This window comes from Arthrobacter sp. NPDC093128 (assembly GCF_040683875.1).
In the GTDB taxonomy this organism is placed as follows: domain Bacteria; phylum Actinomycetota; class Actinomycetes; order Actinomycetales; family Micrococcaceae; genus Arthrobacter.
Map to the genome: position 1 here is coordinate 382,129 of NZ_JBFBEY010000001.1, position 24,573 is coordinate 406,701.

Annotated in this window: 22 protein-coding genes; 13 read left to right on the forward strand and 9 right to left on the reverse strand. The window is 65.2% G+C overall.

Annotation, left to right across the window (positions count from 1 at the left end; genetic code table 11):
- Positions 1-39: 39 nt before the first annotated feature.
- Positions 40-2,106 (reverse strand): TPM domain-containing protein, encoded by a 2,067-nt coding sequence (locus AB0N24_RS01830; RefSeq protein WP_364119597.1) that lies wholly within the window; start codon positions 2,104-2,106, stop codon positions 40-42.
- 299 nt (positions 2,107-2,405) lie between these two features.
- On the opposite strand from AB0N24_RS01830, the gene AB0N24_RS01835 reads away from it, so the two are divergent.
- From AB0N24_RS01835 to AB0N24_RS01860, 6 genes are all read left to right on the forward strand, one after another.
- On the forward strand, positions 2,406-4,037 hold the full coding sequence (locus AB0N24_RS01835; protein ID WP_364119600.1) for a trypsin-like peptidase domain-containing protein: 1,632 nt from the start codon (positions 2,406-2,408) through the stop codon (positions 4,035-4,037).
- Positions 4,038-4,302: 265 nt separating this feature from the next.
- On the forward strand, positions 4,303-5,103 hold the full coding sequence (locus AB0N24_RS01840; RefSeq protein WP_364119602.1) for an electron transfer flavoprotein subunit beta/FixA family protein: 801 nt from the start codon (positions 4,303-4,305) through the stop codon (positions 5,101-5,103).
- A gap of 13 nt (positions 5,104-5,116) precedes the next feature.
- A complete protein-coding gene (locus tag AB0N24_RS01845) occupies positions 5,117-6,070 on the forward strand; it encodes an electron transfer flavoprotein subunit alpha/FixB family protein (protein ID WP_364119605.1) in 954 nt (317 codons plus the stop codon).
- Positions 6,071-6,074: 4 nt separating this feature from the next.
- Complete coding sequence (locus AB0N24_RS01850) at positions 6,075-6,851, forward strand: PIG-L deacetylase family protein (protein ID WP_364119608.1); 777 nt, start codon at positions 6,075-6,077, stop codon at positions 6,849-6,851.
- A gap of 73 nt (positions 6,852-6,924) precedes the next feature.
- Positions 6,925-7,458, forward strand: coding sequence for a gluconokinase (locus tag AB0N24_RS01855; protein WP_364119611.1), 534 nt, complete (start codon positions 6,925-6,927; stop codon positions 7,456-7,458).
- 29 nt (positions 7,459-7,487) lie between these two features.
- Entirely contained in the window at positions 7,488-8,900 is a 1,413-nt protein-coding gene (locus tag AB0N24_RS01860; protein ID WP_364119614.1) for a gluconate:H+ symporter, read from the forward strand.
- A gap of 140 nt (positions 8,901-9,040) precedes the next feature.
- On the opposite strand, the gene AB0N24_RS01865 is transcribed toward AB0N24_RS01860, so the two are convergent.
- The 4 genes from AB0N24_RS01865 to AB0N24_RS01880 form a co-directional block, all read right to left on the reverse strand.
- Positions 9,041-9,925: an anti-sigma factor gene (locus tag AB0N24_RS01865; protein WP_364119617.1), complete on the reverse strand. Its 885-nt coding sequence runs from the start codon at positions 9,923-9,925 to the stop codon at positions 9,041-9,043.
- Between the two features lies 1 nt (position 9,926).
- The gene (sigK, locus tag AB0N24_RS01870) at positions 9,927-10,532 is read right to left on the reverse strand and encodes an ECF RNA polymerase sigma factor SigK (RefSeq protein WP_364119619.1); all 606 of its coding nucleotides are present in this window, start codon (positions 10,530-10,532) and stop codon (positions 9,927-9,929) included.
- A gap of 255 nt (positions 10,533-10,787) precedes the next feature.
- Complete coding sequence (locus AB0N24_RS01875) at positions 10,788-11,255, reverse strand: tRNA (cytidine(34)-2'-O)-methyltransferase (protein ID WP_364119622.1); 468 nt, start codon at positions 11,253-11,255, stop codon at positions 10,788-10,790.
- 48 nt (positions 11,256-11,303) lie between these two features.
- Positions 11,304-12,251 carry a J domain-containing protein gene (locus tag AB0N24_RS01880; RefSeq protein ID WP_364119625.1) on the reverse strand — a complete coding sequence of 316 codons (948 nt, stop codon included), beginning with the start codon at positions 12,249-12,251 and terminating at the stop codon, positions 11,304-11,306.
- A gap of 123 nt (positions 12,252-12,374) precedes the next feature.
- On the opposite strand from AB0N24_RS01880, the gene AB0N24_RS01885 reads away from it, so the two are divergent.
- Complete coding sequence (locus AB0N24_RS01885) at positions 12,375-13,136, forward strand: diacylglycerol kinase family protein (RefSeq protein WP_364119628.1); 762 nt, start codon at positions 12,375-12,377, stop codon at positions 13,134-13,136.
- Positions 13,137-13,296: 160 nt separating this feature from the next.
- Positions 13,297-13,950 (forward strand): hypothetical protein, encoded by a 654-nt coding sequence (locus tag AB0N24_RS01890; protein WP_364119631.1) that lies wholly within the window; start codon positions 13,297-13,299, stop codon positions 13,948-13,950.
- A gap of 10 nt (positions 13,951-13,960) precedes the next feature.
- Here AB0N24_RS01890 and AB0N24_RS01895 read toward each other — a convergent pair whose 3' ends face one another.
- Positions 13,961-14,383, reverse strand: coding sequence for a hypothetical protein (locus tag AB0N24_RS01895; RefSeq protein ID WP_364119634.1), 423 nt, complete (start codon positions 14,381-14,383; stop codon positions 13,961-13,963).
- A gap of 89 nt (positions 14,384-14,472) precedes the next feature.
- On the opposite strand from AB0N24_RS01895, the gene AB0N24_RS01900 reads away from it, so the two are divergent.
- Entirely contained in the window at positions 14,473-15,135 is a 663-nt protein-coding gene (locus AB0N24_RS01900; RefSeq protein WP_364119637.1) for a transcriptional regulator, read from the forward strand.
- Here AB0N24_RS01900 and AB0N24_RS01905 read toward each other — a convergent pair.
- The gene (locus AB0N24_RS01905) at positions 15,122-16,000 is read right to left on the reverse strand and encodes a DMT family transporter (protein ID WP_364119640.1); all 879 of its coding nucleotides are present in this window, start codon (positions 15,998-16,000) and stop codon (positions 15,122-15,124) included. The two genes, AB0N24_RS01900 and AB0N24_RS01905, sit on opposite strands and share 14 nt — an antisense overlap.
- 57 nt (positions 16,001-16,057) lie before the next feature.
- Between AB0N24_RS01905 and AB0N24_RS01910 the strand changes: the two genes are divergently transcribed.
- Positions 16,058-17,287, forward strand: coding sequence for a cysteine desulfurase family protein (locus AB0N24_RS01910; RefSeq protein WP_364119643.1), 1,230 nt, complete (start codon positions 16,058-16,060; stop codon positions 17,285-17,287).
- Here AB0N24_RS01910 and AB0N24_RS01915 read toward each other — a convergent pair.
- Complete coding sequence (locus tag AB0N24_RS01915; RefSeq protein WP_364119646.1) at positions 17,266-18,516, reverse strand: FAD-dependent oxidoreductase; 1,251 nt, start codon at positions 18,514-18,516, stop codon at positions 17,266-17,268. The two genes, AB0N24_RS01910 and AB0N24_RS01915, sit on opposite strands and share 22 nt — an antisense overlap.
- 242 nt (positions 18,517-18,758) lie before the next feature.
- On the opposite strand from AB0N24_RS01915, the gene mnmA reads away from it, so the two are divergent.
- Both mnmA and AB0N24_RS01925 read left to right on the forward strand, forming a co-directional pair.
- A complete protein-coding gene (gene mnmA, locus AB0N24_RS01920) occupies positions 18,759-19,880 on the forward strand; it encodes a tRNA 2-thiouridine(34) synthase MnmA (RefSeq protein ID WP_364119740.1) in 1,122 nt (373 codons plus the stop codon).
- A gap of 137 nt (positions 19,881-20,017) precedes the next feature.
- Complete coding sequence (locus tag AB0N24_RS01925) at positions 20,018-21,658, forward strand: hypothetical protein (protein ID WP_364119649.1); 1,641 nt, start codon at positions 20,018-20,020, stop codon at positions 21,656-21,658.
- A 7-nt stretch (positions 21,659-21,665) separates the two neighbouring features.
- Here AB0N24_RS01925 and AB0N24_RS01930 read toward each other — a convergent pair whose 3' ends face one another.
- A complete protein-coding gene (locus AB0N24_RS01930) occupies positions 21,666-22,493 on the reverse strand; it encodes a caspase family protein (protein ID WP_364119651.1) in 828 nt (275 codons plus the stop codon).
- Between the two features lie 315 nt (positions 22,494-22,808).
- On the opposite strand from AB0N24_RS01930, the gene AB0N24_RS01935 reads away from it, so the two are divergent.
- On the forward strand, positions 22,809-24,443 hold the full coding sequence (locus AB0N24_RS01935) for an ABC transporter substrate-binding protein (protein ID WP_364119654.1): 1,635 nt from the start codon (positions 22,809-22,811) through the stop codon (positions 24,441-24,443).
- The last annotated feature ends 130 nt before the right edge of the window (positions 24,444-24,573 follow it).

The following is a 24,573-nucleotide window of genomic DNA, read 5'->3' on the forward strand; positions in this document are numbered from 1 at the left end:
CAGCCGGTGGGGACCGGCCGCCGCGAGTCTTTGGATCAGCTAGAAGCTGCCGGAGTCGCCGCCGCCGAAATCGCCGCCGCCGAAGTCGCCGCCGCCGAAGTCGCCGCCGCCGCCACCTCCGCCGTCGCCGCCCCAGCCGCCGCCGTCGCTGTGGCCGCCGCCCCAGCCGCCGCCGCTGCCGCCGTTCAGGATGGAGTTGATGAGGATGCCGCCCAGGATGGCGCCGCCGAGGCCGCCGCCCCCACCGCCGCCGAACATGCCGCCGCCTCCGCGGCCATAGCCCTGGTTTGCGTAGCCGAAGCTGTCCACGTCCCCCTGGGCAAGCTGCGCTGCCTGTGCCGCGAGGGCGTGGGCCTGCTGGGCGTACGTGAGCGCCGTGACCGGATCATTGCGGGATATGGACAAGGCATAGTCCAGGTTCCGCTGGGCTTCGGCCAGCCGGGTCCGCGCCTCGGTCCCAACCCCGCCGCGCCGCGCGGTGATGTAGTCGGAGGTGGCACTGATCTGTGCCTGGGCCGACATAATGGTCTGCTGCAGCGACGCCTGTGCGCGGCGGGCCTGTTCCTGCTGGTCGCGGATTCCGGACAGGGACTGGTCCAGCGCCTGATGGACCGTCTCAACCCGCTCCAGGGTGGCGATCGGATCGATCTTTCCGCCCTGGATCTCCGTCTTCACCTGCGCCAGGGCAGCTTCCACGCCGGCCACTGGTCCTGCCAGCTCCGGATGGGCGCCGGACTGGATGATGGCCTTGGCCTGTGCAAGGTCCTGGGCGGTGTCAACCACTGCCGCTTCGAGGCTGTTGCGGGCCTCATCCAGGCTTCCGGAGACCTTCGCAATGGCGTCGATCAGCACCTTGGTCTGGTGCAGGCTTTCTTCGGCGGCACGGACGGCTACGGCAGCCAGGCTGCTTTCTCCGGATGCCAGCTTGTCCTGGGCCGTTGAAGTGGCGTTCTGCACAAAGGCGAGCCGCTCCTTGGCCTGGCCGATGTTGTCCGAGACCTGGACCAGGGCGCTGTCCGCGTACTTGGCCCGCAGAGTCATGAGGGTCTGTTCCGCAGTCGCGATCCGCGCGTCAGCTTCCTGCGCGCCGGTGTTCACCGCGGCCAAGGCCTGGGGTGCGTTCTTTTCGAGCTCGCGGAGCGAATCGAAGTCGGCCTTTTGCTCCTGGAGCGAGGCAAGGGCAGCTTCCGAACGGCGGATGATCTCGCCAAGCCAGCTCCGCTGTTGTTCCTCGGTGTCAGGGATGTGGTCGTCAAGCTGCTGCTGGAGTTTGAAGGACTCGGACATGTGGCCCTTGGCTTCCTGCAGGGCCTTCGTGAAGTTCCCGACGGCGGCATCGCCGTATTGTGCCTGGGCGAAGCCGAGTTCCTGCTCGCTCGAGTTGATGGCGTTATCGGCCTCAATAAGCAGCGAGCCGCTCTTCTTACGCAGGTCGTCCACACTCAGCGAAGCCAGCGGGTCCAGCTCTGCGCCCTGCGGTCCGTAGCTGGCGCTGGAGGCGATGGCCGCCTTCTTCCGGCGGTTCCGGAAGTAGAGGTAAGCGCCCGCACCGCCCGCGGCCACGACGCCTGCACCCACCAGGACGGCAGCACCTGCGCCGTCACCGGAGGAAACGGTACCGCTGCCTCCGCCGGCGGCGTCACCGACAGCCGATGCTGTGTCGATGGCAGCCTGGGCGAAATCGCGCTTCCCTGCGCCCAGGTTCGTCGCCAAGGCGTTCTGAGAGATGTTGCTCGTTTTGGAGGCAATGGAACTCGTTGAACTCGGCGCGAAGTAGTACTTACCCTCGTCCGACATCGCCAGTATTACGTCGGCCTTACCCATGCCCTTGCTCTTCGCCACTTCTTGGGCCCATGCCTTGGGATCCGTGGGGTTTTCGAACTTTTTTACCGTGACCACATACAGGTTGTACTTGTCGTCCTTGAGAAGCTTTTGGATTGCTTCCTGGACTTCGGCCTTGCGGCCGCCCAGCACATTGGCGTTATCCACAATGTTTTGGCCGGACGGGATGGTCACCGGGTCTTCGGCCCAGGCGGCAGTGGCGGGAACCGCCAACAACCCGGCAAGGCCGATCACGGCGAGGAGACGTTTGAACTTAGACCGCATGTGCAACCCTTCAGCACTTCTGCGACTGATTCGGGCCGAGCCAGTCGTCACAGAATGCAGCAGCGCCCCCACGCATGTGTAAAGCCGCAGGTCGCTGTGGCAATTCCATTTGATTCTATGGTGCACCTAATTGCCCGTCCACAACGGCGAATATGCCACCAGCGAAAAGCGCTACAGCCGTGAATCGGGCCCTCGAAAAGGGGATTCCCACGGCGTTCAGGAACCTCCCAGCCAACGTCCGCTTTAGCTTCAGTCAGAGGGTCCATAGTTAAAGGCAGACAAGGATGAAAGGAAGTCTAATGACTGAGAACCCAGCACAGGGTGCATCGCCTGAGAAAAGGGATCCGGAAAAGCCTCGGGAAGGCTGGCCGGCACAGCCTCCTCAGGCGGACACGCAGCCGCTGGATGCGGGGCATCGGGAGCCCCAGTCAGCGGCGCAGCCAGCCGGGGACTCAGCCCAGGATAACCCGACCATCCGGATTGACCAGCCGCAGCCCGGTTCGGCGCACGCCAGCGAGGGACAGCCGCGTCCGGAAGCCGACGGCGCTCCGCGGCCCGTCTATCCCCCCCACCAGCCGTTCTACGGCCAGCAGGCCGGACCTGCCGCCCAGCACGGATACGGCCAGCACAATGGACAGTACCCGGGCGGCGGCTCCTACGCCGGCCAGGGCAGCCAGCATCAGCAGGGCAGCATGTACGCCTCCGACCCCGCCAGCACGCCCAAGCGCAAAGCCGCCTTCGGTGTGGGAACCCTGGTGGCCAGCATCCTGGCTGCTGGCCTCGTGGGCGGCGGAGTAGTGGCTGCCAGCGATGCCTTCCTGAACAACGGCTCCGCCTCAGCCATCAGCAGCACCGGCAGCCAGCCGGGCACTGTGATCGTCAACAACAAGGACGACGTAAATGTCATCACCGCAGCCTCGCTGAAGGCGTCACCGAGTGTGGTGACCATCAAAGCGACCAGCGGAAGCGACGGCGGCACCGGATCGGGAATCATCCTCGACGACGATGGCCACATCCTGACCAACACGCACGTCGTGACCCTGGACGGAAAATCGGCCAACGCCGCCATCGAAGTCCGGACCAGCGACGGCAGGGTGCTCACCGCAAAAATCGTTGGCACCGACCCCCTCAGCGACCTGGCAGTCATCAAGGTGGACAATCCTTCCGGGCTGACGCCGGCAACGCTTGGTGACTCCGGCAAGCTCAACGTGGGGGACACCGCCATCGCCATCGGGTCACCGCTGGGCCTGACGGGAACAGTCACCGACGGCATTGTCTCCACGCTGAACCGGACCATCAGCGTTGCCTCATCGGCAGCGCCGAAGGAAGGCGCGGATGACTCCCAAGGCGACGGCGAAGGCGGCTTCCAGTTCGCACCGCCGGACGGCGGCCAGAGCCAGAGCACCTCGAACCAGGGATCCATCTCGCTCAACGTGATCCAGACCGATGCAGCCATCAACCCCGGCAACTCAGGCGGTGCGCTGGTCAACAGCAAGGGTGAGGTCATTGGTGTCAACGTGGCCATCGCTTCAGCCGGCGGTGAATCCAGCACCAGCGGCAACATCGGCGTCGGTTTCAGCGTCCCCATCAACCTCGCCAAGCGCGTGGCCCAGGAGATCATTGACACCGGAAAGGCAACGCACGGCCAGTTTGGAGTCAGCGTCAAGCCGAAGTCGTCCACGTCTTCAAACTCGTCGTTCTCGGTGGGTGCCGAAGTGGCTACCGTCGAGTCCGGTTCCGCTGCCGCCAAGGCCGGCCTCAAGGTGGGCGACGTCGTCACGAAGTTCAACGACCTTGCCATCAGCGATCCCAACCAGCTGACTGCAGCGGTTCGGGAGCAGCCGGCAGGAGCCTCCGTGAAAGTCACGATCCTGCGTGGCGGCAAGGAACAGCAAGTGGATGTGACGCTCGGGGCGGCAGCCGAGCAGTAGGCGCCGGGATCAATTCCGGCAAGGGTACAAGCAAGCATTGACGGCAGGGCTGAGGCGGGGACACCGGTACGGTGCCCCCGCCTCAGCTGTGTGCAAGCGGCAGCCTCCGCCCTGCCTGACACAGGCGTTAACGGGACGGCACCGCCGCCCCGCTATATGGTTAGCTTGGTTCTACCCGCACCCCGGGGGAGATCCGCGGCCATAACCTCACCCGGCTGGCTATCCACAAGCATGGAAGGCTGCTGTACAGAAAGTGGAAGAGACATTGAAGATCATCGTTCTGGTCAAACATGTACCGGACGCGCAATTGGACCGTCACCTCAGCGGCGAGGACAACACCACGGACCGCGCCGATAGCATCCTGTCCGAGCTGGACGAATACGCCCTGGAGGCTGCCCTGCAGCTGATAGAGGCCCGCGGCGGAGCAAAGGCCGGCAACCAGGTCATCGCCTTGAGCATGGGCCCCGCCGGCGCCGTCAACGCCATCAAGAAGTCCCTCCAGATCGGCGCCACCGAAGGCGTCCACCTCCGCGACGACGCGCTGGCCGGTTCTGATGCGGCCGCGACGTCCTTTGCGCTGGCAGCAGCGGTCCGCCACCTTGGCGCGGACAGCCCCGTGGACCTGGTCCTCACCGGCATGGCGTCCACCGATGGCGAGACCTCCCTCGTGCCTGCGCAGCTGGCCGAGCGGCTGGACCTTCCGCAGGTCACGTTCGCCTCCGAGCTGGAAGTGGACGGCGGCCGCGTCATTGCCCGCCGCGACAGTGACACGCACTACGACACGATCGAGGCAACGCTGCCGGCCGTCGTGTCCGTCACCGACCAGATCAACGAGCCGCGCTTCCCCAACTTCAAGGGAATCATCGCGGCAAAGCGCAAGAGCATCACCACCCTCACGCTCGCGGAGATCGGCGTTGACCCCGCACAGGTGGGCAAGTCCGGTTCCTGGACCGAAGTGCAGACGGCCGCCGCCCGCCCGCCGCGCACCGCCGGCACCATCATCACCGACGAAGGCGACGCCGGCATCAAGCTGGTCGAGTTCCTGGCCGCCCAGAAGCTGCTCTAAGAGGATTCCAGACATGGCAAAAGTACTTGTATTCATTGACAACCCCGGCCAGGCCCTCAAAAAGAGCAGCCTGGAATTGCTGACGATCGCCCGTTCGCTCGGTGACACGGCCGTCGCCGTCAACGGCCCGCTGAACGACGACGTCGCCGGCGCCTTCGGTGCCAACGGCGCCACCACCATCTTCCGGCCGTCGTCCGACGACTTGGACGCGTACCTTGTCGGCCCTAAGGCCGCCTACCTTGCCGGGGCAGTCGCGGCCTCTGGTGCCACGACAGTGCTTCTCGAGAATTCGTTCGACGGCAAGGAGATCGCAGCCCGCCTGGGCATCAAGCTCGGCGCGGGCGTCATCACCGACGTCGTGGCGGTGGACCCGGATGGCACGGCCCACAAGTCGGTGCTCGCGGGCTCCTACACCACCACGGCCAAGGCCACTACAGCGGTCTCCGTGCTGACGGTCAAGCCGAACAGCGTCACACCGGAGCCCGCGGCTGCGGCAGCGAGCCCGGAGGTCCTCACTGTTGAGGTTCCCGAATCCGCCTCAGCCGGCGCTGCCCGCATTATAGGCCGCAAGGACAAGCCCGCCAGCGGCCGTCCGGACCTCACCGAGGCCCGGATTGTCGTGGCAGGCGGCCGCGGCGTCGACGGCGACTTCGGTCCCGTGGAGGAACTCGCCGACGCCCTCGGTGCCGCCGTCGGTGCGTCCCGCGCCGCGACCGACGCCGGCTGGATCGGCCACGATGCGCAGGTGGGCCAGACCGGCAAGACGGTTTCCCCGCAGCTGTACATTTCGGCCGGCATCTCCGGCGCCATCCAGCAGAAAGCCGGCATGCAGACCGCCAAGGTCATTGTTGCCGTCAACAAGGATGCCGAATCGCCGGTCTTCGAGATCGCCGACTTTGGCATTATCGGAGACCTCTTCCAGGTCCTTCCGCAGGCGACCGAAGAGATCAAGAAACGCAAAGGCTGATTAGTTGAGTACCAACGCTGCGGCGCAGAGCCCGTTCAACCCGGACCACCACCGGGTTGAGCGGGTCCTTTGTTTTACCGCCCATCCGGACGATATCGACTTCGGCGCCGCCGGAACGATCGCTGCCTGGACCTCGGCAGGGGTTGAAGTCAGCTACTGCATCATGACCGATGGCGACGCCGGCGGCTTCGACCCGGGGCAGCGCGACGAGATCGTGGCGATGCGGGCGGAGGAACAGCGCCGCGCCGCCGCGCTGGTCGGGGTCACCGATATCCACTATCTCCATGAGCGGGACGGCTACCTGGAGCCGACGCACGAGGTGATGAGGGGAGTGGTGAAGCTGATCCGGGAGATCCGTCCCGACGTCGTGCTTTCCATGCATCCCGAGCGTAACTGGAACCGCATCCAGAAGAGCCACCCGGACCACCTCGCCGTGGGCGAGGCCGTCACGCGGGCGGTCTACCCGGCCCTGGAAAACCCCTTCGCCTATCCGGACCTGGCCGAGGCGGGCCTTGAAGCCTACAAGCTGCCCTGGCTATGGCTGTTTGCCGGTCCTGAGGAGCGGGAAAACCATTTTGTGGACGTCACGGGGCATGTGGGAGAAAAGCTGGCGGCCATCCATGTGCACGCCAGCCAGCACCCGGACCTGGACGCCATGGACCGCACAGTCCGTGCCCTCATGCTGGCGACCGGATCGCGGGCGGGGCTGGCCGACGGGCGCAGTGCCGAGGCGTTTCATGTCGTCACAATCAACGGTTCCGGGACCATCGCCGGGTTCTAGGGTTGCCCGCGTGTAACCCATGTCATAAGCTGGCCTCTGTTTAAATCATATTTATTCAGGAAGGCAGACTTTGATGGCGAAGACTGCGCAGCAACCGGTACTGGTGATCATGGGCGTCTCAGGATCCGGAAAATCAACTGTGGCCGGCCTCGTGGCCGGCAAACTCGGATGGGACATGGCGGAAGGCGACGACCTGCACCCGGCGTCGAACGTCGCCAAGATGCAGGCCGGTGAGCCGCTGACCGATGAGGACAGGTGGCCGTGGCTCGAAACCATAGCGGAATGGATTCGGGCTCACACCCAGGACGGAACGCCGGGTGTGATCACCTGCTCTGCACTGAAGAAGGTGTACCGCGATGTCCTCCGCGGCGAGGGCGTGGTGTTTGTCTTCCTGCAGGGAAGCAAGGACAAGATCTCGGACCGCTTGGCGTCGCGTCACGGGCATTTCATGCCGCCGGCCCTGCTCGAATCGCAGTTCGATGCATTGGAAGCGCCCACCGACGACGAAAACTTCATCTCCCTGTGCGTCTCGGCCCTGCCGTCGGAAGAGGCCCAGGAAATAATCAACCGGCTCCATTTGGTAGCGGCAGACGCCGCTACGCCGTGAATACCGCTATCCGCACTTAGGAACACACATTGAATTCTCAGATAGCAACGCAGCTGCCTGCTGCCGTCGAGGGCTGGACCGGCCACGACACCCAGCTTTTGGTGGTTGCGGCAATCGGCATCGCACTCATCGTGGTGCTGATCGCCAAACTCAAGCTGCACCCCTTCTTGGCGCTCGTCCTCGGCTCCGCGTTCGTGGGCCTGGCGTCCGGCGTTGAACTGGCCAAGGTCATCACCAACTTCGAAGACGGAGTGGGCGGCGTCCTGAAGGAGGTCGGCCTGCTGATCGCCCTCGGTGCGATGCTCGGCAAGCTTCTGGCAGACTCCGGCGGTGCCAACCGCGTGGTGGACACCCTGCTGGAGAAGGCCAGTGGCAACAAGGTGGTCTGGTCGGTCACGCTGGTGGCGGTGATCATCGGGCTGCCGATGTTCTTCGAAATCGGACTGGTGCTGCTGCTGCCGGTGATTGTTCTCGTCACACAGCGTTCCAAGATGCCGCTGATGCGCATCGCCATTCCTGCCCTGGCCGGCCTCTCTGTGCTGCACGGACTGGTGCCGCCGCACCCCGGACCACTGATTGCCATCAGCGCGGTCAAGGCCGAGCTCGGCACCACCCTGGCGCTGGGCATCCTCGTTGCCATCCCCACGGTCATCATCTGCGGGCCGCTGTTCTCGCGTCTGGCTGCCAAATGGGTTCCGGTGGGTGCGCCCGCCGTGGCCGGCGGCATCGACACCCAGCACGGTGCGGACATGGAAGGCGTCAAGCGCCAGCCCACGTTCCTCGTCACCCTGCTGACCATCATCTTCCCGGCGGTGCTGATGCTGCTCAAGGCCGTGGTGGACATCATCTGGCCGGACCCGAAGACTGCACCGTCGGTCCGGATCTTCTTTGACTTCGTTGGCCAGCCTCTTGTTGCCATGACCCTGGCCGTGCTGCTGGCGATCGTCACCTTCGGGTACGCCGTGGGGTTCACCGGCACCAGGATTACGCATAAGATCGGCGCCAGCCTTGGCCCCATCGCGGCAATCCTGCTGATCGTGGGAGCCGGTGGCGGCTTCAAGCAGACCCTGATCGGGGCTGGCGTCGGCGACGCCGTCAAGAAGTGGGCCGAAGGAACCAACATGTCGGTCCTGGTGCTGGGCTTCATCGTGGCCGTTGCGCTGCGGCTGGCCACCGGCTCCGCCACCGTCGCGACGGTGACGGCAGCCGGGATCGTGGCTCCGCTGGCAAGTTCGCTAACCCCGACCCACGCGGCCCTGCTGGCGCTCGCCATTGGCGCGGGCTCGCTTTTCCTCTCCCACGTCAACGACGCCGGCTTCTGGCTGGTCAAGGAGCTCTTCGGTCTGACCGTTGGGCAGACGTTCAAGACGTGGTCAGTTATGGAGACGCTGATCTCGGTGGTTGGTTTCGGCTTCGTGATGCTGCTGTCGCTGATAATATAGCGGCGCAATTTCCTTAGGACGGCTCGCGTGAGCCGAGCAGCCGCACAGGCCTGGCTCCCCTCGAAAAGGTGGGGAGCCAGGCCTGTGCGGCTTTTGTCGTAGAAGACAGCCGGAGGGTCGCCCGCATTCATGCGGCCCCGCTACGCTCCCAGAGGGGCAGCGGCCACTGTCGGCAGTGTGGGTGAAGCGGAGCCCCCCACCGGTTCAACGGTGATGCCCAGCGCCGCCGCCGAACCAATGCCCTTAACCACAGCTGGTTTGGACAGTGCTTCGGCATCCATGAGCCCCTGCGAAACCGGAGCGGAACCGTCCTTGGGGATGAGCCACATCTGGTACACCTTGCCGGCGGGAGGGGCCGGGACACCGTTCATCTTGACCACAACAGCGTCCTTGGACGAGGAAATGGAGACAGTGGCCGTACCGCCGCCGCTCACTTCAACGGTTGCCTGCCGGACATCCTGGGCCTGGAGGACCTGGTTGAGCGGATCGTTCTGGTTGGCCACATAGGCGCCGACTCCCACGCCGCCCAGCGCGATAACAGCCGCGGCGGCCACGGCCACCAGCCAGTTGCGGAGCCCGGGTGCCCGGCGTCGTTCTTCACGGCGCTGACGGGCAGCACCGAGTTCATCGGTCGCCGGAGTCCTACCCAATTCAAGGGGACGCTCGTGGCTGGCAGGAGCGGGAGCGGGAACCGTCCGCGGCTGTGCCGTTTCCGGTTGGGCCGGAAGCTGCGCAGGCAGCTGGGCCAGTATGCGGTCGAACAGCTCTGCGGGCGGTTCCTCCTCCGCAGTAAAGGTGGCGGCCAGCGTTTCCCGTGCCCGGCGGACGCGTTCATCAAACGCGTTCCGTTCCGGCCCGGGCGCGGCCGAGATGTATTCCTCAATGGCTGCCCGCTCTGCGGGGCCCACGGCGTCCAGGGCATACAGTTCGGCCAGCTCCACTGCCCGGCCGGAGGCCAGGTCCGTGGCGATATCGTGGGCAAACATTCCGGCGGAGCTGTTGTTCGGCTGGTTCATGTCGGTCATCTCAACTCACCCCCAGACAGGTCTTCAAGCGGATCAGTCCATCGCGGATGCGGGACTTGATGGTGGGCACGGCGGCGTCCAGTTTCTCCGCGACTTCGCGGTACGTTAGCCCGCCGTAGTATGCCAGCCGGACGGATTGCTGCTGCGTCTCGGTGAGCGTGTCCAGACATCTGACGACGGCCTCGGCTTCCAGCCTGCTCCCGACCTCGTCCGAGACGGAGTCATGGTCGATTTCCTGGCTGCTCGCGCCGTATTTCGCCTCGCGGTCGTTTGATGACTGCGAGGAGCGGACCTTGTCCACTGCCCGCCGGTGCGAAATGGTCATGAGCCATGCCAGCGGGCTGCCAGCCTCCGGATTGAACTTCGCCGCGTTCTGCCAGACCTGGAGAAAGACTTCCTGGGTGGCGTCCTCGCTGAGCTCGGGGTCGATCAGGACGCGTCGGGCCATTCCGAAGACACGCCGGGAAGTCAGTTCGTAAAACTCCGCGAAGGCACCCTGGTCCCCGGTGGCGATTTGTGCCAGCAGGTCACCGAGCCGCCGGTTCACGTCGGCGGCGGTGCCAGGGGACGCGGTAGCCTCTGGGTTTGGGGCGTTGGGGGTTTCCATCACTCTCAAGCATAAGTCGGCGGGGGATGATCCATTGGAATCGGCGCCGCTGGGAGGCTCACTGTGCGCGGCGACTTCCCTCGCGGGGAACCTGCGGACGTGCAATGTGGTCACCTGCCGCTCCTCGCGATCCTGTGGGGGCCCGGATTAGCCTCTACAGGTAGTTCGGAATGCATAGCGGGACGGATGGGCGGGAAAGTCCATTAATTGCGCCCCGGTCCGGGTCACCCGGGAAGCCTTCGGGCGTGTCGGCCCCTAGATTTTGGCGCCGGTAAAGCCGTTCTGGCGCCAGGCTTCAAAAACCGCGATGGAGGCAGCGTTGGCAAGATTCAGGGACCGCAGGGACGGCAGCATTGGCAGCCGCACGCGGGACGTCACATGCGGGTCATGCTTGAGATCCTCGGGAAGTCCGACAGATTCCGGGCCGAAGAGGAGGACGTCGCCGGGGAGGTAGCTGATGTCCGCGTAGGAAATTTCGCCGTCGGACGTGAAGGCATATACGCGCTCGGGCTGCAGGGCCTCCCAGGCAGCCTCGATGCTCTTGTGCACCGTCACCACGGCGAGGTCGTGGTAGTCCAGCCCTGCACGGCGGAGCTTGGCGTCGGAAAAATCAAAGCCCAATGGCTCCACCAGATGCAGTTCGGCGCCGGTGATGGCAGCGAGCCGGATGGCGTTGCCTGTATTGCCGGGAATTTCAGGGGTGTGGAAGAGGATGCGGAACACCGTCCCATCCTAGCCAAGGCCGGTGCACTCCTGCGCACGGCCGGCCCGTCAGTGCATTCCGCGGAGCAGTCTTGCCAGGGCCGGGACGTTCACCGTATTGGGCGCAGGCCCGGAGCTCAGGAATTCCTTGAGACCGCGGACCAGCCCGGCTCCGTTCACCACCTGGACGGTTTCGTCCCCGCGGGGTGAGCGGCGGTGGTGGTCGATTACCGGTTCATGGAGATTGCCATCAGGGCTATGGATGACGGTCCAGCCCGTCACGTTGAGTTCCGGGAAGATGTCCTGCATGCGCCGCACGATGTGCGCCAGCTGCGGCGGCGCAATGGACCGGCCTCCGTGCGTCAGCGTGCTTCCGTTCCAGGCGTAGGCACCCTTGGGCAACAGCATGGATCCAATCAGCGCCAGCCGGTAGCCGGACAGCAACGCGTGGTCGATATGGCTGTTGTCTGCGGGCGACTGCAGCCCGTTGACCAGCCGGGCCGCGGGGATGGCCGGGAGGACCTGCCGGCTGATCAGCTGGACTGTCCGCATCTCCCGCTGGATGCGGGCTTCCGCCCCGAAGATTCCGCGTTTCCGCGGCATTCCATGGACCTGGCGGCTGGCCAGTTCCTCCGGAATCAGCGGGACGCTGCCGGACTCGGGGTGATCGAACGGCGGAACGTACACCGGCGGGTCGCCAGCCGTGTTCCGCGGGGTGTTGGTCCGGTGGACGGTTGCCGAGGCGCGGCTCCCGGCTGCGGGCGCATCGAAATGTGCGCTTTCAGAGGTTGGCGCTCCCGTGGACCCGTGCGCATACGAGCGGTCATAGGCTGCCCGACGCTTTGGATCGATCAAGGTCTCATAAGCCAGCGTCACCTGCCGGAAGACGGCGGCGTCTCCGCCGTGGTCGGGGTGCGCCCGCCGGGCAGCCTTGCGGTAGGCCACCTTGATCTCTTTGTCGGTCGCCGTCACGGGAAGGCGAAGAACCTGGTAATGGGAGCTGCTGCCCTGGGTCAAGCTGATCCTTTTTCTTGTTGATTCCAGTCCACTCAGGCAGTCCGGTCCGCCCAGTTTAACCGTCTGAAGACTCAACGTCGGTGCCCGCGGTCCTGGTTCCCTGCCGCTGGCATAATTCAGCGCATGATCATCGCCGTTGCTATCAACCCCCGGGCTTCTCTGGTTGTTGTGGGCGGTGACGGCATGGTCCATCTGGGCATCAACGCACTCGCCGGGCCAGGTGCCCCTTACGGAAGCGTTCCGCTGGGCATTGTTCGCAGCGGAACGGGCAACGACATGGCCCGCGCGCTGGGCCTTCCCTTGAAGGATGCACGTGCCGCCTGCGAACGGATATGGGTGGCATTGAAGGCGGGCGGGCGCCTTATCGATGCGGGCCGCATCACGGGTAACGGCACAACCCGCTGGTTTGCCGGAGTGGTATCCGCCGGATTCGATGCCGCCGTGAACGAACGCGCCAACGCCTGGCGCTGGCCGCGCGGCAAGGGCAGGTACAACCTTGCCATGCTCCGTGAACTCGCCACGTTCAGGGCCATCGATTACACGGTAACGGCCGACGGCGACACCTGGCGGCAGGGGGCCATGCTCATTTCGGTGGCGAACGGGCAGTCCATCGCCGGCGGCATGAAGGTGACCCCGGACGCGCTGCTCGACGACGGATTCCTGGATCTGTTCATCGTCGAACCACTGTCCCGCGTACAGTTCCTGGCCGTCTTCCCCAAGGTCTTTTCCGGCCGCCACACCGGGCACCGCGCGGTGCATATCCGGCAGGTGCGCCGTGTGGACGTCGCTGCCGCGAACGTTGTTGTTAATGCCGACGGCGAACGGGTCGGGCCGCTGCCGCTGACAGTTGAGGTGGTGCCCGGCGCCATCCGGGTGCTGGCTTAGATGCCTGATGTCACTGCGCGGCGTGCTGAGCGTCTAGACTCTTGCGGAGGACCGGCCGGGGGAGTGCCGCCGGCAGAAGGTATGTGGGGGCAATGTGACAGCGCTTGGCAGAAGACCCGCTGCAAACCGAAGGCAACCCGTTTTCGCGGTGCGGCGGCGGATGGCCCTGCCCCTCACCCTGGCGCTGGCGGTTGCCGGCTCGGCCGGATGCAGCGTGGGCGTCCCGGATCCGGCTGCCCCGCGTGATATTCAGACCACCCCGACGCTGGCAACGCCCACCATCACTCCGGGCCACGATGCGGCAGCAGTAGCGGCCAAGGACCTTCCCTTCACCGCAGGTGACTCGTTGGCCGCGGGGACCGCCGTCGGCCTCTCCGACGGACTCCGCGAGGCGCCGGGATGGAAGCCGGTCAAGGAGAACGTGGCGGGGGAAAACCGTTACCTCAAAGCCGACGGCTGCGTGGTGTCGGCCCGCGTGCGTTCCAACCAGGGGTCGCTTGCCGTTCCCGGAGATGACATGGCCTCCACCGTCGAGCTGTTCAAATATCTGGATCCCACGATCCTCCCCAGCTACCTGAAAACCGACACCCTGCGCTGGGGCGGTGAACCGGACAAGCCGGGGCCCAAGGCCGAGGTTCTGGCCTTCGAAAGCAGATCCGCGCCCGGCGCAAAGTCGGTCGCAGTCCTGGCGAGGGTCTTTGGCAAGGCGCGTTCGTCCATTTACATTTCGCTCTCGTGCCCGGACCGGGCCGCGCTCGCCGCGGCCCGGGCGGACGTGTCGGAGCGGCTGGTTGTTGTTCCGCCGACGAACTGAACCGACCGCGCTATTTTGGCTGGCGGGAATTCCGCGGTGACAGGCGGTTGAGGGCCAGCGCACCCACGAGCAGGCCAAAATCGCGAAGGGCGATGTCGAAGAAACTGCCCAGCAGCAGCAGGTTGATGATGATGCCCAGCAGCCATACGGCCACCAGCATCGATCCGAAGCGCGGCCGGACTGCCACCGCGATGCCGGCGATCACTTCCACAACGCCCACGATGTACATGATGGTCTGGGCCGGGAGCGGAACCACTGACGTTGCGACCGGGGCCAAATAGGTGGTCCAGTCGGCGAGCAGGTTGGTGAACTTGTCGAGGCCAAAAATGATCGGCGCGACCGTAAAGACCGTGCGCAGCAACAGGAAGGCCTGGCGGCCCGGGTCACCAGCAAGCGTGCGGCCGGGCGAACTCAGGACCGAGGTGGATTTCATGACGGACTCCTTCTAAAAGTAGGTATCATAATTTTAGAAAGCATTTCGCAATTAAGCAATGAATCTTGTTTTTAGAGTTAGGGTGTTCCATGCGCAGACTTCCCTGGGCCCGCCGGATCGCAGCCGTGGCTTCCCTAGGCGATGAGAACCGCCGGAACCTGTTCGGCTTCGTCTCCTCATCGCCCCGCCCGGTGGGGCGCGATGATGCTGCCGGCGCGCTTGGAATCCCGCGAAGCACGGCGTCGTTCCATCTGGACAGGATGGTCCAGGACGGCGTCCTCACCGTTGAGTTCCGCAAGCTCGGCGGCAAGGCCGGGCCCGGCTCGGGGCGGCCGGCGAAAATGTACCGGACGGCGCAGCCCGAAGTGGGCGCCTCCGTGCCGGACCGCAACTACGATCTCGCCGGCGAACTGATGGCAACGGCCATCGAACAGTCCAGTGCCGCCGGAGAGCCCGTCCGGGACGCACTCCTGGCCACTTCCTACGCTAAGGGCCTGGCAATGGCGGAAGGGAGCGGGAGCCTCGAGGAATTCCTCTCGGCGGAAGGCTATGTGCCGGAGCCCGACAGCGCCGGCGGATACACACTCCGCAACTGCCCGTTCCACCGGCTCGCGAACAGCCACTCGGAAGTGGTCTGCGCCATGAACGGGGCCTTCCTGAGCGGCGCCGCTGCCGGCTGCGGCCTGGCGGAAGGCCGCATAGCGGGCAACAACGTCCCTGGTGAGTGCTGCGCCAGGGTTACGCCGCCCTGACTTCCTGCGGCTTTTTGGGCCGGCTGGCCATCAGGACACCCGCTATGACCAGCAGGCCGCCGATGACCTGGGGCAGGGTGACCGGAATCCCCATGACGACGGTGATGGCCGCGGTGAAGACGACCATGAGGTTCAGGTAGTTTCCGGCCGTGGCCGGTGCCGTTGTCTTGAGCGCGAGGTTCCAGAAAAGGTACGCCCCCAAGGACGGGAACACGGCGATGTACGCGAGCGACCATCCTTCTGCAGCCGTCGCAGGGAACTCCGCGCCCGTGCCGAAGGCGAACGGAGCGAGGATGGCAGTGGCCATCACCACCTGCACCGCCGTGGCGGCAATTGCGGGAAGCCCCAGCCTGCGGGCAACGATGGTGTAGAAGCCCCACACCACAATCGCGCCGATCATCAGCAGTTCGCCCGCATTGAAGGTGATGCTGAAGGCGCGGTGCAGCTCGCCGCGTGTCAGGACCAGGAGGACGCCGGCCAGACCCAGGGCAATGCCCAGCCAGCCATGCGCGCCGGGCTTTTCACCGAGGAAGAAGATCGCCATCACCACGATGAGCGCCGGATTGGCAGCAGTGATCAGTGAAGCGTTCAGCGCCGAGGTGTGTTGGAGGGCGGTGTAGAGGAGCAGGGTGTAGCCCCCCATGCCAAGCATGCTCAGGAGCAGCAGCACGCGCCAGCGGTCCAGGACTGCACGCCAGTCCGGACGTTCTACGAAGTGCGCCAGCGCCACGAGCGGCAGGGCAGCGAGCGCCCATCTCCAGAACGTGAGTTCCAGCGGGGTCATGGTGTTCACGGCTGCCTGCCCAACCACAAAGTTGCCGGACCAGAACAGGGTGGCCAGCACCAGGTAAATCGAGGCTTTCACCGCTTGAATCTACACCGGCGCCGGAACCCGCTGTGTGGCCGCGGCTAGAATTGGCTTGTGTCCGTTTACCTCGATCATGCCGCCACCACGCCCATCGCCGCCGAGGCTCTGGCGGCACTCACCCGCGAGCTCGCCAGGACCGGAAACCCGTCATCGCTGCACGGCTCAGGGCGCCGCGCCCGACGATCCGTGGAGGACGCCCGCGAGGCAATTGCCGCCGCTGCCGGTGCCCACCCGTCAGAGGTCATTTTCACCTCGGGCGGCACGGAGGCAGACAACCTGGCTGTGAAAGGACTGTACTGGGCCCGCCGCGCCGAAAACCCGGCACGCACCCGGATCCTCTGCTCCGCCGTCGAACATCACGCTGTGCTGGACACCGTTGAATGGCTGGAACGGCACGAGCAGGCGGACGTTTCCTGGCTGCCCGTCGATTCCAGCGGCGTCGTGGACCTGGCGGCGCTGCGGTCCGAGCTTGGCCGGAACCCGGAGTCCATCGCCCTAGTGTCGGTGATGTGGGCCAATAATGAGGTCGGCACCATCCAGCCCGTGCGGGAAGTGGTTGAGGCTGCCCATGCTGTCGGCGTTCCCGTGCATTCAGACGCCGTCCAGGCCTTTGGGTCCGTTCCCGTGGACTTCCGGGCGAGCGGACTGGATGCCATGTCCATCTCCGGCCACAAGATCGGCGGCCCGGTGGGTGTGGGTGCCCTGCTGCTGGGCCGGTCTGTGAAGCTGACACCGGTGCAGCACGGCGGAGGCCAGGAACGCGACGTAAGGTCCGGAACCCTGGACACGGCATCGATTGCCGCCTTCGCCGCGGCGGCCGAAGCCGTGACGAAGGACCTGCCGGGGGAGTCAGCCCGCATAACAGGGCTAAGGGACAGGCTGATCGCCGGTGTGCAGGAATGCGTCCCGCAGGCGGTCCTCCGCGGCGCGCCCGGGGTTGGCCGCCTGCCCGGTAACGCGCACTTCACCTTTCCGGGCTGCGAGGGCGATTCCCTGCTGTTCCTGCTGGACCTTGCCGGGGTGGAATCGTCCACGGGTTCCGCCTGCACCGCCGGTGTTCCGCGGCCCTCGCACGTCCTGCTGGCCATGGGGCTGGACGAGGCGACGGCGCGGGGTGCGCAGCGCTTCTCGCTGGGCCACCCATCCACGGAGGCCGACGTCGATGCCCTGCTGGCAGCGCTCCCGGGCGCCTATCAGCGTGCCAGCCAGGCAGGGATGGCGGGCCACGAATCGACCATCCAGACGGCCGCCACGGTGGCCCGTCAGTCGTCCGCCAGGAGCTGATCCAGCGCGACCGCGGGGTCCGCCAAACGGCTTGCCTGGATGGGCGCCCGGCTGGAGATCAGGGCCTTGATGGCTTTCTGCGTGCGGGGAACATTGACGTTCATGCCTGCGACCACCTGGCCCTCATGCTGCCAGAATGCGATGAATTCCTTGCTGGCCAGTGAGCCCCGGATGACCGGTTCGGCGCCCGCCGCCAGGGTGGGAAATCCCGAGTACTCCATGCTGACGTCGTACTGGTCGGTGTAGAAATACGGGATGGTGTCCAGCGCGGCATCCCGACCCAGCATCGACTTTGCCGCGACTTTCCCGCCGTTCAGCGCATTTGACCAGTGCTCGCTGCGGTGGTGCCGGCCGGTGAAGGGGTGCAGGGCGTTTGCCACGTCCCCGGCCGCAAAGATGTCCGGTCCGCTGGTCCGCAGGGCGGCGTCGGTCAGTATTCCGTTGTCCAGGGCCAGGCCGGCCTGCTCCGCGAGCGCCGTTTCGGGGGCCACTCCCACGGCAATGACCACCACGTCGGCCGGGAGGGCCTCACCCGATCCGGTGACCACTGCGGTGACGCGGCCGGAATCGCCCAGGAGTCCGGCGGCGGTGGCCCCGAGCCGGAACTGCACGCCGTTGGCTTTATGGAGCGAACGGAAGAACCGCCCCAGCTCGGGCCCGATGGCGGCTGCCAGCGGAATGTCCTCGAGTCCGAGGAGGGTCACACGGTTGCCGTAGGTGCTGGCCGCGGCGGCGAGTTCCATTCCGATCCACCCCGAGCCGATCATGACGACGTCCCGCCCGCCCGGGGACAGCTTTTCCCGGAGGCGGCGGCTGTCGTCCAGGGTCCTGAACATGGTGACGCCGTCCAGCGTGCTTCCGGGCAGCGGGATGTGCCGGGGGAGGGCTCCGGTAGCCAGCAGCAGGGCGCCGTAGCCCAGGGTTTCGCCGCTGCTGAGCCGTACCGTGTGGGGGCCGGGATCGATGCCGGCGACCTGCACGCCCAGGCGGAGGTCGACGTCGTTCTCTGCATACCAGGCCTCGGGCGCCACGGGGACGGCTTCCTCGCCGGCTTTGCCAAGCAGGTACTCCTTGGACAGCGGCGGACGAAGGTACGGGTGGTGCAGTTCGGCGCCAATAAGGGTGATCCGGCCGGAGAATCCCTCGCCGCGCAGGGTGCGGGCAGCGGTGGCGCCAGCCAGGCCCGCCCCGGCAATAACGATGCTTTCGATGGTGCGTTCGACAGGCATGGAGCCCCTCGATTCCTGGCAAGCCGGCGCGTCCGGCCGGGCATTCTAAAAATAGTAATCCTGACGATAGAAGCCGGGGGGATGCCCGTCAAGGGCCGGCGGGCACGTTTTAAGCGTCTCTTTTCCGAGGCAGTAGAATGGACGGGCATGCAGTGTGTCCAGCCGGACCGGCCAGGGACGCGCTGCAGCCCCACAATCAAACCCTTCCCCTAAAGAAAGACAGCATGCGAGTTCTTGCAGCCATGAGCGGCGGAGTCGATTCCGCCGTTGCCGCCGCCCGCGCCGTCGAGGCCGGACACGACGTGGTCGGTGTCCACCTGGCGCTGTCCAGGATGCCCGGAACGCTCCGTACCGGCAGCCGCGGGTGCTGCACCATCGAGGACTCCCGTGATGCCTGGCGTGCCTGCGATGTCCTGGGCATCCCTTACTACGTCTGGGACTTCTCCGAGCGGTTCAAGGAGGACGTGGTCCAGGACTTCATCGACGAATACGCCGCCGGACGAACGCCGAACCCCTGCATGCGCTGCAATGAACGCATCAAGTTTGCAGCGCTGCTGGAGAAGGCAATCGCCCTGGGATTCGACGCCGTCTGCACCGGCCACTACGCCAAGGTCATCACCGACGCCGACGGAAATCCTGAACTTCACCGTGCGGCCGACTGGGCCAAGGACCAGAGCTATGTGCTCGGCGTCCTCACCCACGAACAGCTCAAGCACTCCATGTTCCCGCTGGCGGACACGCCGTCCAAGGCTGAAGTCCGGGCGGAAGCCGAACGGCGCGGGCTGTCCGTGGCCAACAAGCCCGACAGCCACGACATCTGCTTCATTCCGGACGGCGACACCGCCGGCTGGCTGGCGGAAAAGATCGACATGACCACGGGCGACATCGTGGACGAATCCGGCGCGAAGGTGGGCGAGCACCCCGGCGCCAACGCGTTCACGGTTGGCCAGCGCCGCGGCCTCAAGCTGGGCACCCCCGCAGCCGACGGCAAGCCGCGGTTCGTGCTGGAGATCCGGCCCAAGGAAAACAAAGTGGTGGTGGGACCGGAGGCTCTCCTGGCGATCGACGAGATCCGCGGCATCAAAGTTTCCTGGGCCGGCCTGCCGATTACGGAAATCGCCACCGGCGAAGAGTTCGACTGCCACGCCCAGGTCCGCGCCCACGGCGATCCCGTCCCTGCAACGGCCCACACCGAACTGCTGAAGGACGACGACGGCGGGGAGCGGACCAACCTTGTGGTCACGCTCACTACGCCGCTGCGCGGCGTGGCCCCCGGACAGACCGTGGTGCTCTACCAGGGAAGCCGGGTCCTGGGGCAGGCCACCATCGACGCAGCGCGCTCGCTGCAGCGCGCGGCACTCTAGCGGGATAACGACGTCCGCGGCGGGTTGCCGTAGGCAATCAGTCCCGCGACCGCAATAATTGAGGCTTGGGGAACCAGGCTTCATGCAGACCATCGATCCATGGGGTGGGCTGCAAAGTTGAGGAAAGCGGGCCCGCTATGGTCTCTGCAGCGCTTGGCATCGGGCATGGCCTTGAGATGGTCGCGCTTACCGCCCTTGCCGAGGGCCCCTTCACCCGCAAATCGGGAAAACCGCTTACCACCAGCATTCGGGTGCCCGTGGAGAGAATGATCAACGGCCCGGTGGGATCACGGTTCGCATTGCGGGTGCGGTCGCCCGGTGCTGAGGGGCCCCGGCCCGTTTCCCTCTCTGTGGACCGCAACGAGTGGTGCATCGACGACCAGGACGCTCCCTCCGGGCTTGAGGACCTGCTGGCCGATAGCCGGTTCCTTGCCCAGCACGTTTATGCGGTGGCGACCGCGACACTCCATGCCTTCGAGGTAACCCTTGGCCGTCGAATGGGATGGGCCTCGGGGCACCGGCTGGTCATCAGTGTTTACGACAAGATCCCTTACACCTCCACGGGCTACAACCGCGAGCGCGGCCTGATCCGATTTGGGCACAGAACCGATGACCGCTCGAAGCGTTCCGTTCCATTGGGCCTTTATCACGATCTCGTGGCCCACGAGGTGACGCACGCGATCCTGGACGGATATCGACGGCAGTGGACAGATAGCGACGCCTTGCTGGACGGCTATGCCCTGCACGAGTGCATAGCCGATCTCGTGGCAATGCTGAGCGTTTTTTCATCGCCCGAACGCGTGGAACAGCAGTTATCAGTGGCTGTCCCTGGCCCGAACGGCCGCCCGGGCACCGTGCCCGCCCGGAACATGGAAAAGGAAGTCCTTGCCTCCGGGCTCTTTGGGCTGGCTGACGGACTGTTTTCACGGGGCGCGGCAAGGCGGCCCCTCGACAAGGACGTGCCGTTCGAGTGGCAGCTGGATCCCGAGCCCCACCGGCGGGGTGAGATTGCCGTGAAGGCCGTGTTGGACGCCGTCGTCAAACTCTGGCTGCAGCGGCTGGAAAGGCCAGGGGGCCGGTCGAGCCGCTACCAGGTGGCGGAAGCCGGAGCGAACCTCGGGCATCAGATGCTGGGGATGGTGCTGCGCGGCCTCGCCTACATGCCGCCGGTGGACCCGGGCTGGGAGGATCTGCTGCGAGGGATCCTCGCAGCAGACGCCGTCCTGGTGCCGACAGACATGATGGGATACCGGCAAGCCGTACGCGACGCTTTCTGGGACATTGACCTTTCCACGGAACCTGATGAACTCCTGGACGGGCTGAAGCATCTGCGCGATCTGCGCTACCCTGTCCGGTTATCCGCACTGGCTGCCGACCCTGAGGAGGTCAACCGGTTCATTTGGGAGAATCCGCGGTTGATTGAGGCAAGCGGCATCGACCAGGACACGAGCATCATGGTGAACCGGGTGCGCCCCAGCACCCGTGTTGGGCCGGACGGTTTCGTGGTCTCCGAAATAGGCGCTTCCTTCGTGCAGTCAGTCACCTTGTCCAAATCCGAAGCGAGGAACAAGCTGGGCCTCCGGGTGGACAGCGACTATTACACGGTCCGTGGCGGGGGCCTGCTGCGGTTTGATGAGGGTGGCAGGCTGTGTTTCGCCGCGCTCAAGCCGGTCATGGACGCGGAGTGGCAGCAGGAAAAGCTCGAAACCATCAAAAGGGAAGCCGGAACCAGCATGCCGGCGGCGACCTTCCACGCGGAGGAGGAACGCCGGGAGTGAGTCTCCGTCAGTTGCCCCAAGGAGCCTTCCGCGCCGCCGTCGTGCCTTCCAGCTGTGCGACCTGGTCAAACCCGCCGGCCCGGAGGCCCTTGCTGACCAGCTTCAGGATGTCGGCCCGGCCCAGGGTGCCGTCGCCCCTGACGGCCTTGATGAAGTTGTAGGTGAAGGCGCCGTTGTAACGGCCCTCCAGATACGCATCGGCTGCCGTCTGGTCGGCCCGGCAGGCCGCCAGGAGCACCGGCTTGACCCCCCTGCCGGCCTTGACCAGGTCGCGAAGTGCCCTGGGCTCGCTGAACTCGGTGGCCGCCACGCCGCGGGCTGTCGGCGCCGGGAGGAAGCGGGGCCGCCGCCCGGGCAACAAGTCCAGCGACTTCAGGCCGGTGCCGCTGTGACAGGTGTCCAGCACCACGTCCATGAGCACGCCGTCAGGCAACCGTGCAAAAAGAGAGAACAGTTCGTCGTCTGAAATGACGGTGGCCGGATCCCACGAGTCGCCGGCGTTGTTGATGTCGTAGCAGGCGAAGGCTTCGTCCAGGCGGTCGGCTTCATCGTCGCTGGTGTCGGGGATCTGCGTTCCGTGGCTGGAGAATGTGAAGACGATGTGCTGGAGCTCGCCCGACGCGGCGCGGTCCAGCAGCGCATTAAGCTGCGCCACGACCCGCTCCTTCGTGGCCTGGGAGTCCAGCAGGACCGAGATGTCGGAGCCGGGAAATCCATAGCCTGTCTCCAGCAGCCCGGCAAGGTCGCGGGCGTCATTGACGCAGCCCTGCAGCCAGCTGGATTTTGGCAAATGTTCGAATTCGTTGATCCCCACACAGAGGGCGGCTTTGCTCATGACGTGTTTCCTCCAGCCAGGTAACGACAGGAATCCGGTGATGCGGCCAACGCAGTCCCACTCTATTCCGGGGACCGGGGTCCTTCAATGGCAGCGCGCAATCGTTCCGCCGGGCACCGATCCGGCCGTTACGCAGAAGAAAACGATAGTTTTGCCCCAATCAGGTAAATTTTGTGTCTCAACTCACAGGATGAAACGATTCATCGATCTGCGTTCTGATTGAATCGTGTGATCAGGACAACGTTCCGCCCACCGAGTCCAACTGATCCAGTTGCCGGGCGGCGCGCGTGTACTCATCGAACAGAAAGTCCACAGATGGCAATGAACAAAAAAGCCCTGCACAGCGCCATCGCGCTGGCGGGTGTTTCCGCGTTTGCACTGACAGCCTGCACGGGCCCGTCCGGCGGCGGCGGAACTTCCACCGGCGGCGCCGGAGGCGGAACCATTACCTACGGCACCACGGATAAGGTCGTTACCCTCGATCCCGCAGGCTCCTACGATGCCGGCTCGTTCATGGTGATGAACCAGATCTACCCGTTCCTCCTGAACGCCAAGCCCGGTACGGCAGATGCCACTCCCGACATCGCGGAGTCCGCGGAATTCACGAGCCCCACGGAGTACACCGTGAAGCTCAAGCCGGACCTCAAATTTGCCAATGGCCACGCCCTCACCTCCTCCGATGTGAAGTTCTCCATTGACCGCGTTGTCAGCATTGCGGATCCGAATGGTCCGGCCTCCCTCCTGGGCAACCTTGATTCCGTGGCTGCCAAGGATGACACCACGGTGGTCTTCACCCTCAAGGCCGGCAACGACCAGGTATTCCCCGGTGTCCTTGCAGCCAACTCCGGACCGATCGTCGATGAAGAGGTCTTCCCGGCGGACAAGCTCATGACCGACGACGAGATCGTCAAGGGCAAGCCGTTCGCGGGCCCGTACACCATCGAGAGCTATAAGAAGAACGAGCTGGTCAGCCTCAAGGTCAACCCGGATTACAAGGGCCTGCTCGGCAAGCCCGCGAATGACGGCGCCACCATCAAGTACTACGCCGACTCGAACAACCTCAAGCTGGACATCCAGCAGGGCAACATCGACGTCGCCGGCCGCAGCCTCACCGCAACAGACGCCGCCGACCTTGAGAAGGACTCCAAGGTCAAGGTCCATAAGGGCCCCGGCGGCGAGCTGCGCTACATCGTGTTCAACTTCGACACCATGCCGTTCGGTGCCAAGACTGCCGACGCCGATCCCGCTAAGGCTCTGGCCGTCCGCCAGGCGATGGCCAACGTCGTGGACCGCGATGCCATCGCCACCCAGGTTTACAAGGGCACGTACCTGCCGGCGTACTCCGTGGTCCCCGACGGATTCGTCGGCGCTATCCAGCCGCTTAAGGAAATGTACGGCGACGGCAACGGCAAGCCCAGCCTCGACAAGGCCAAGAAGGCCTTTGCCGATGCAGGAGTCACCGCTCCGGTGAACATCAAGCTGCAGTACAACCCGGACCACTATGGCAAGTCCTCCGGCGACGAGTACGCCATGATCAAGGAGCAGCTTGAGAAGTCCGGCCTGTTCAAGGTTGACCTGCAGTCCACTGAGTGGGTCACCTACTCCAAGGACCGCACGGCCGACGCCTACCCGGTGTACCAGCTGGGCTGGTTCCCCGACTACTCGGACGCGGACAACTACCTGACCCCGTTCTTTGTTCCGGGCAACTTCCTCAAGAACCACTACGAGAATGCATCCGTCACCGAGCTGATCAAGGAACAGCTCACCACGGTTGACAAGGCAGAGCGCGAAAAGGTGCTGGGCGAGGCCCAGACGGCCGTCGCCAAGGACCTGTCCACACTGCCGCTGCTGCAGGGCGCCCAGCTCATGGTCGCCGGAAAGGATGTCAAGGGTGTCGATCAGACCCTGGACGCATCCTTCAAGACCCGGCTTGGCGTAATTTCCAAGTAGGTCCAGTTCTCCATCCGGTCCTGACCAGCCGAGGAGGCGGGGCGCCTGCGGGGCGTCCCGCCTTTCGTGCGGGAGCAGGGCAACAGATTCCGGCGCTCACGAGGCCGCCGGAAGCACACATTTAGGTACC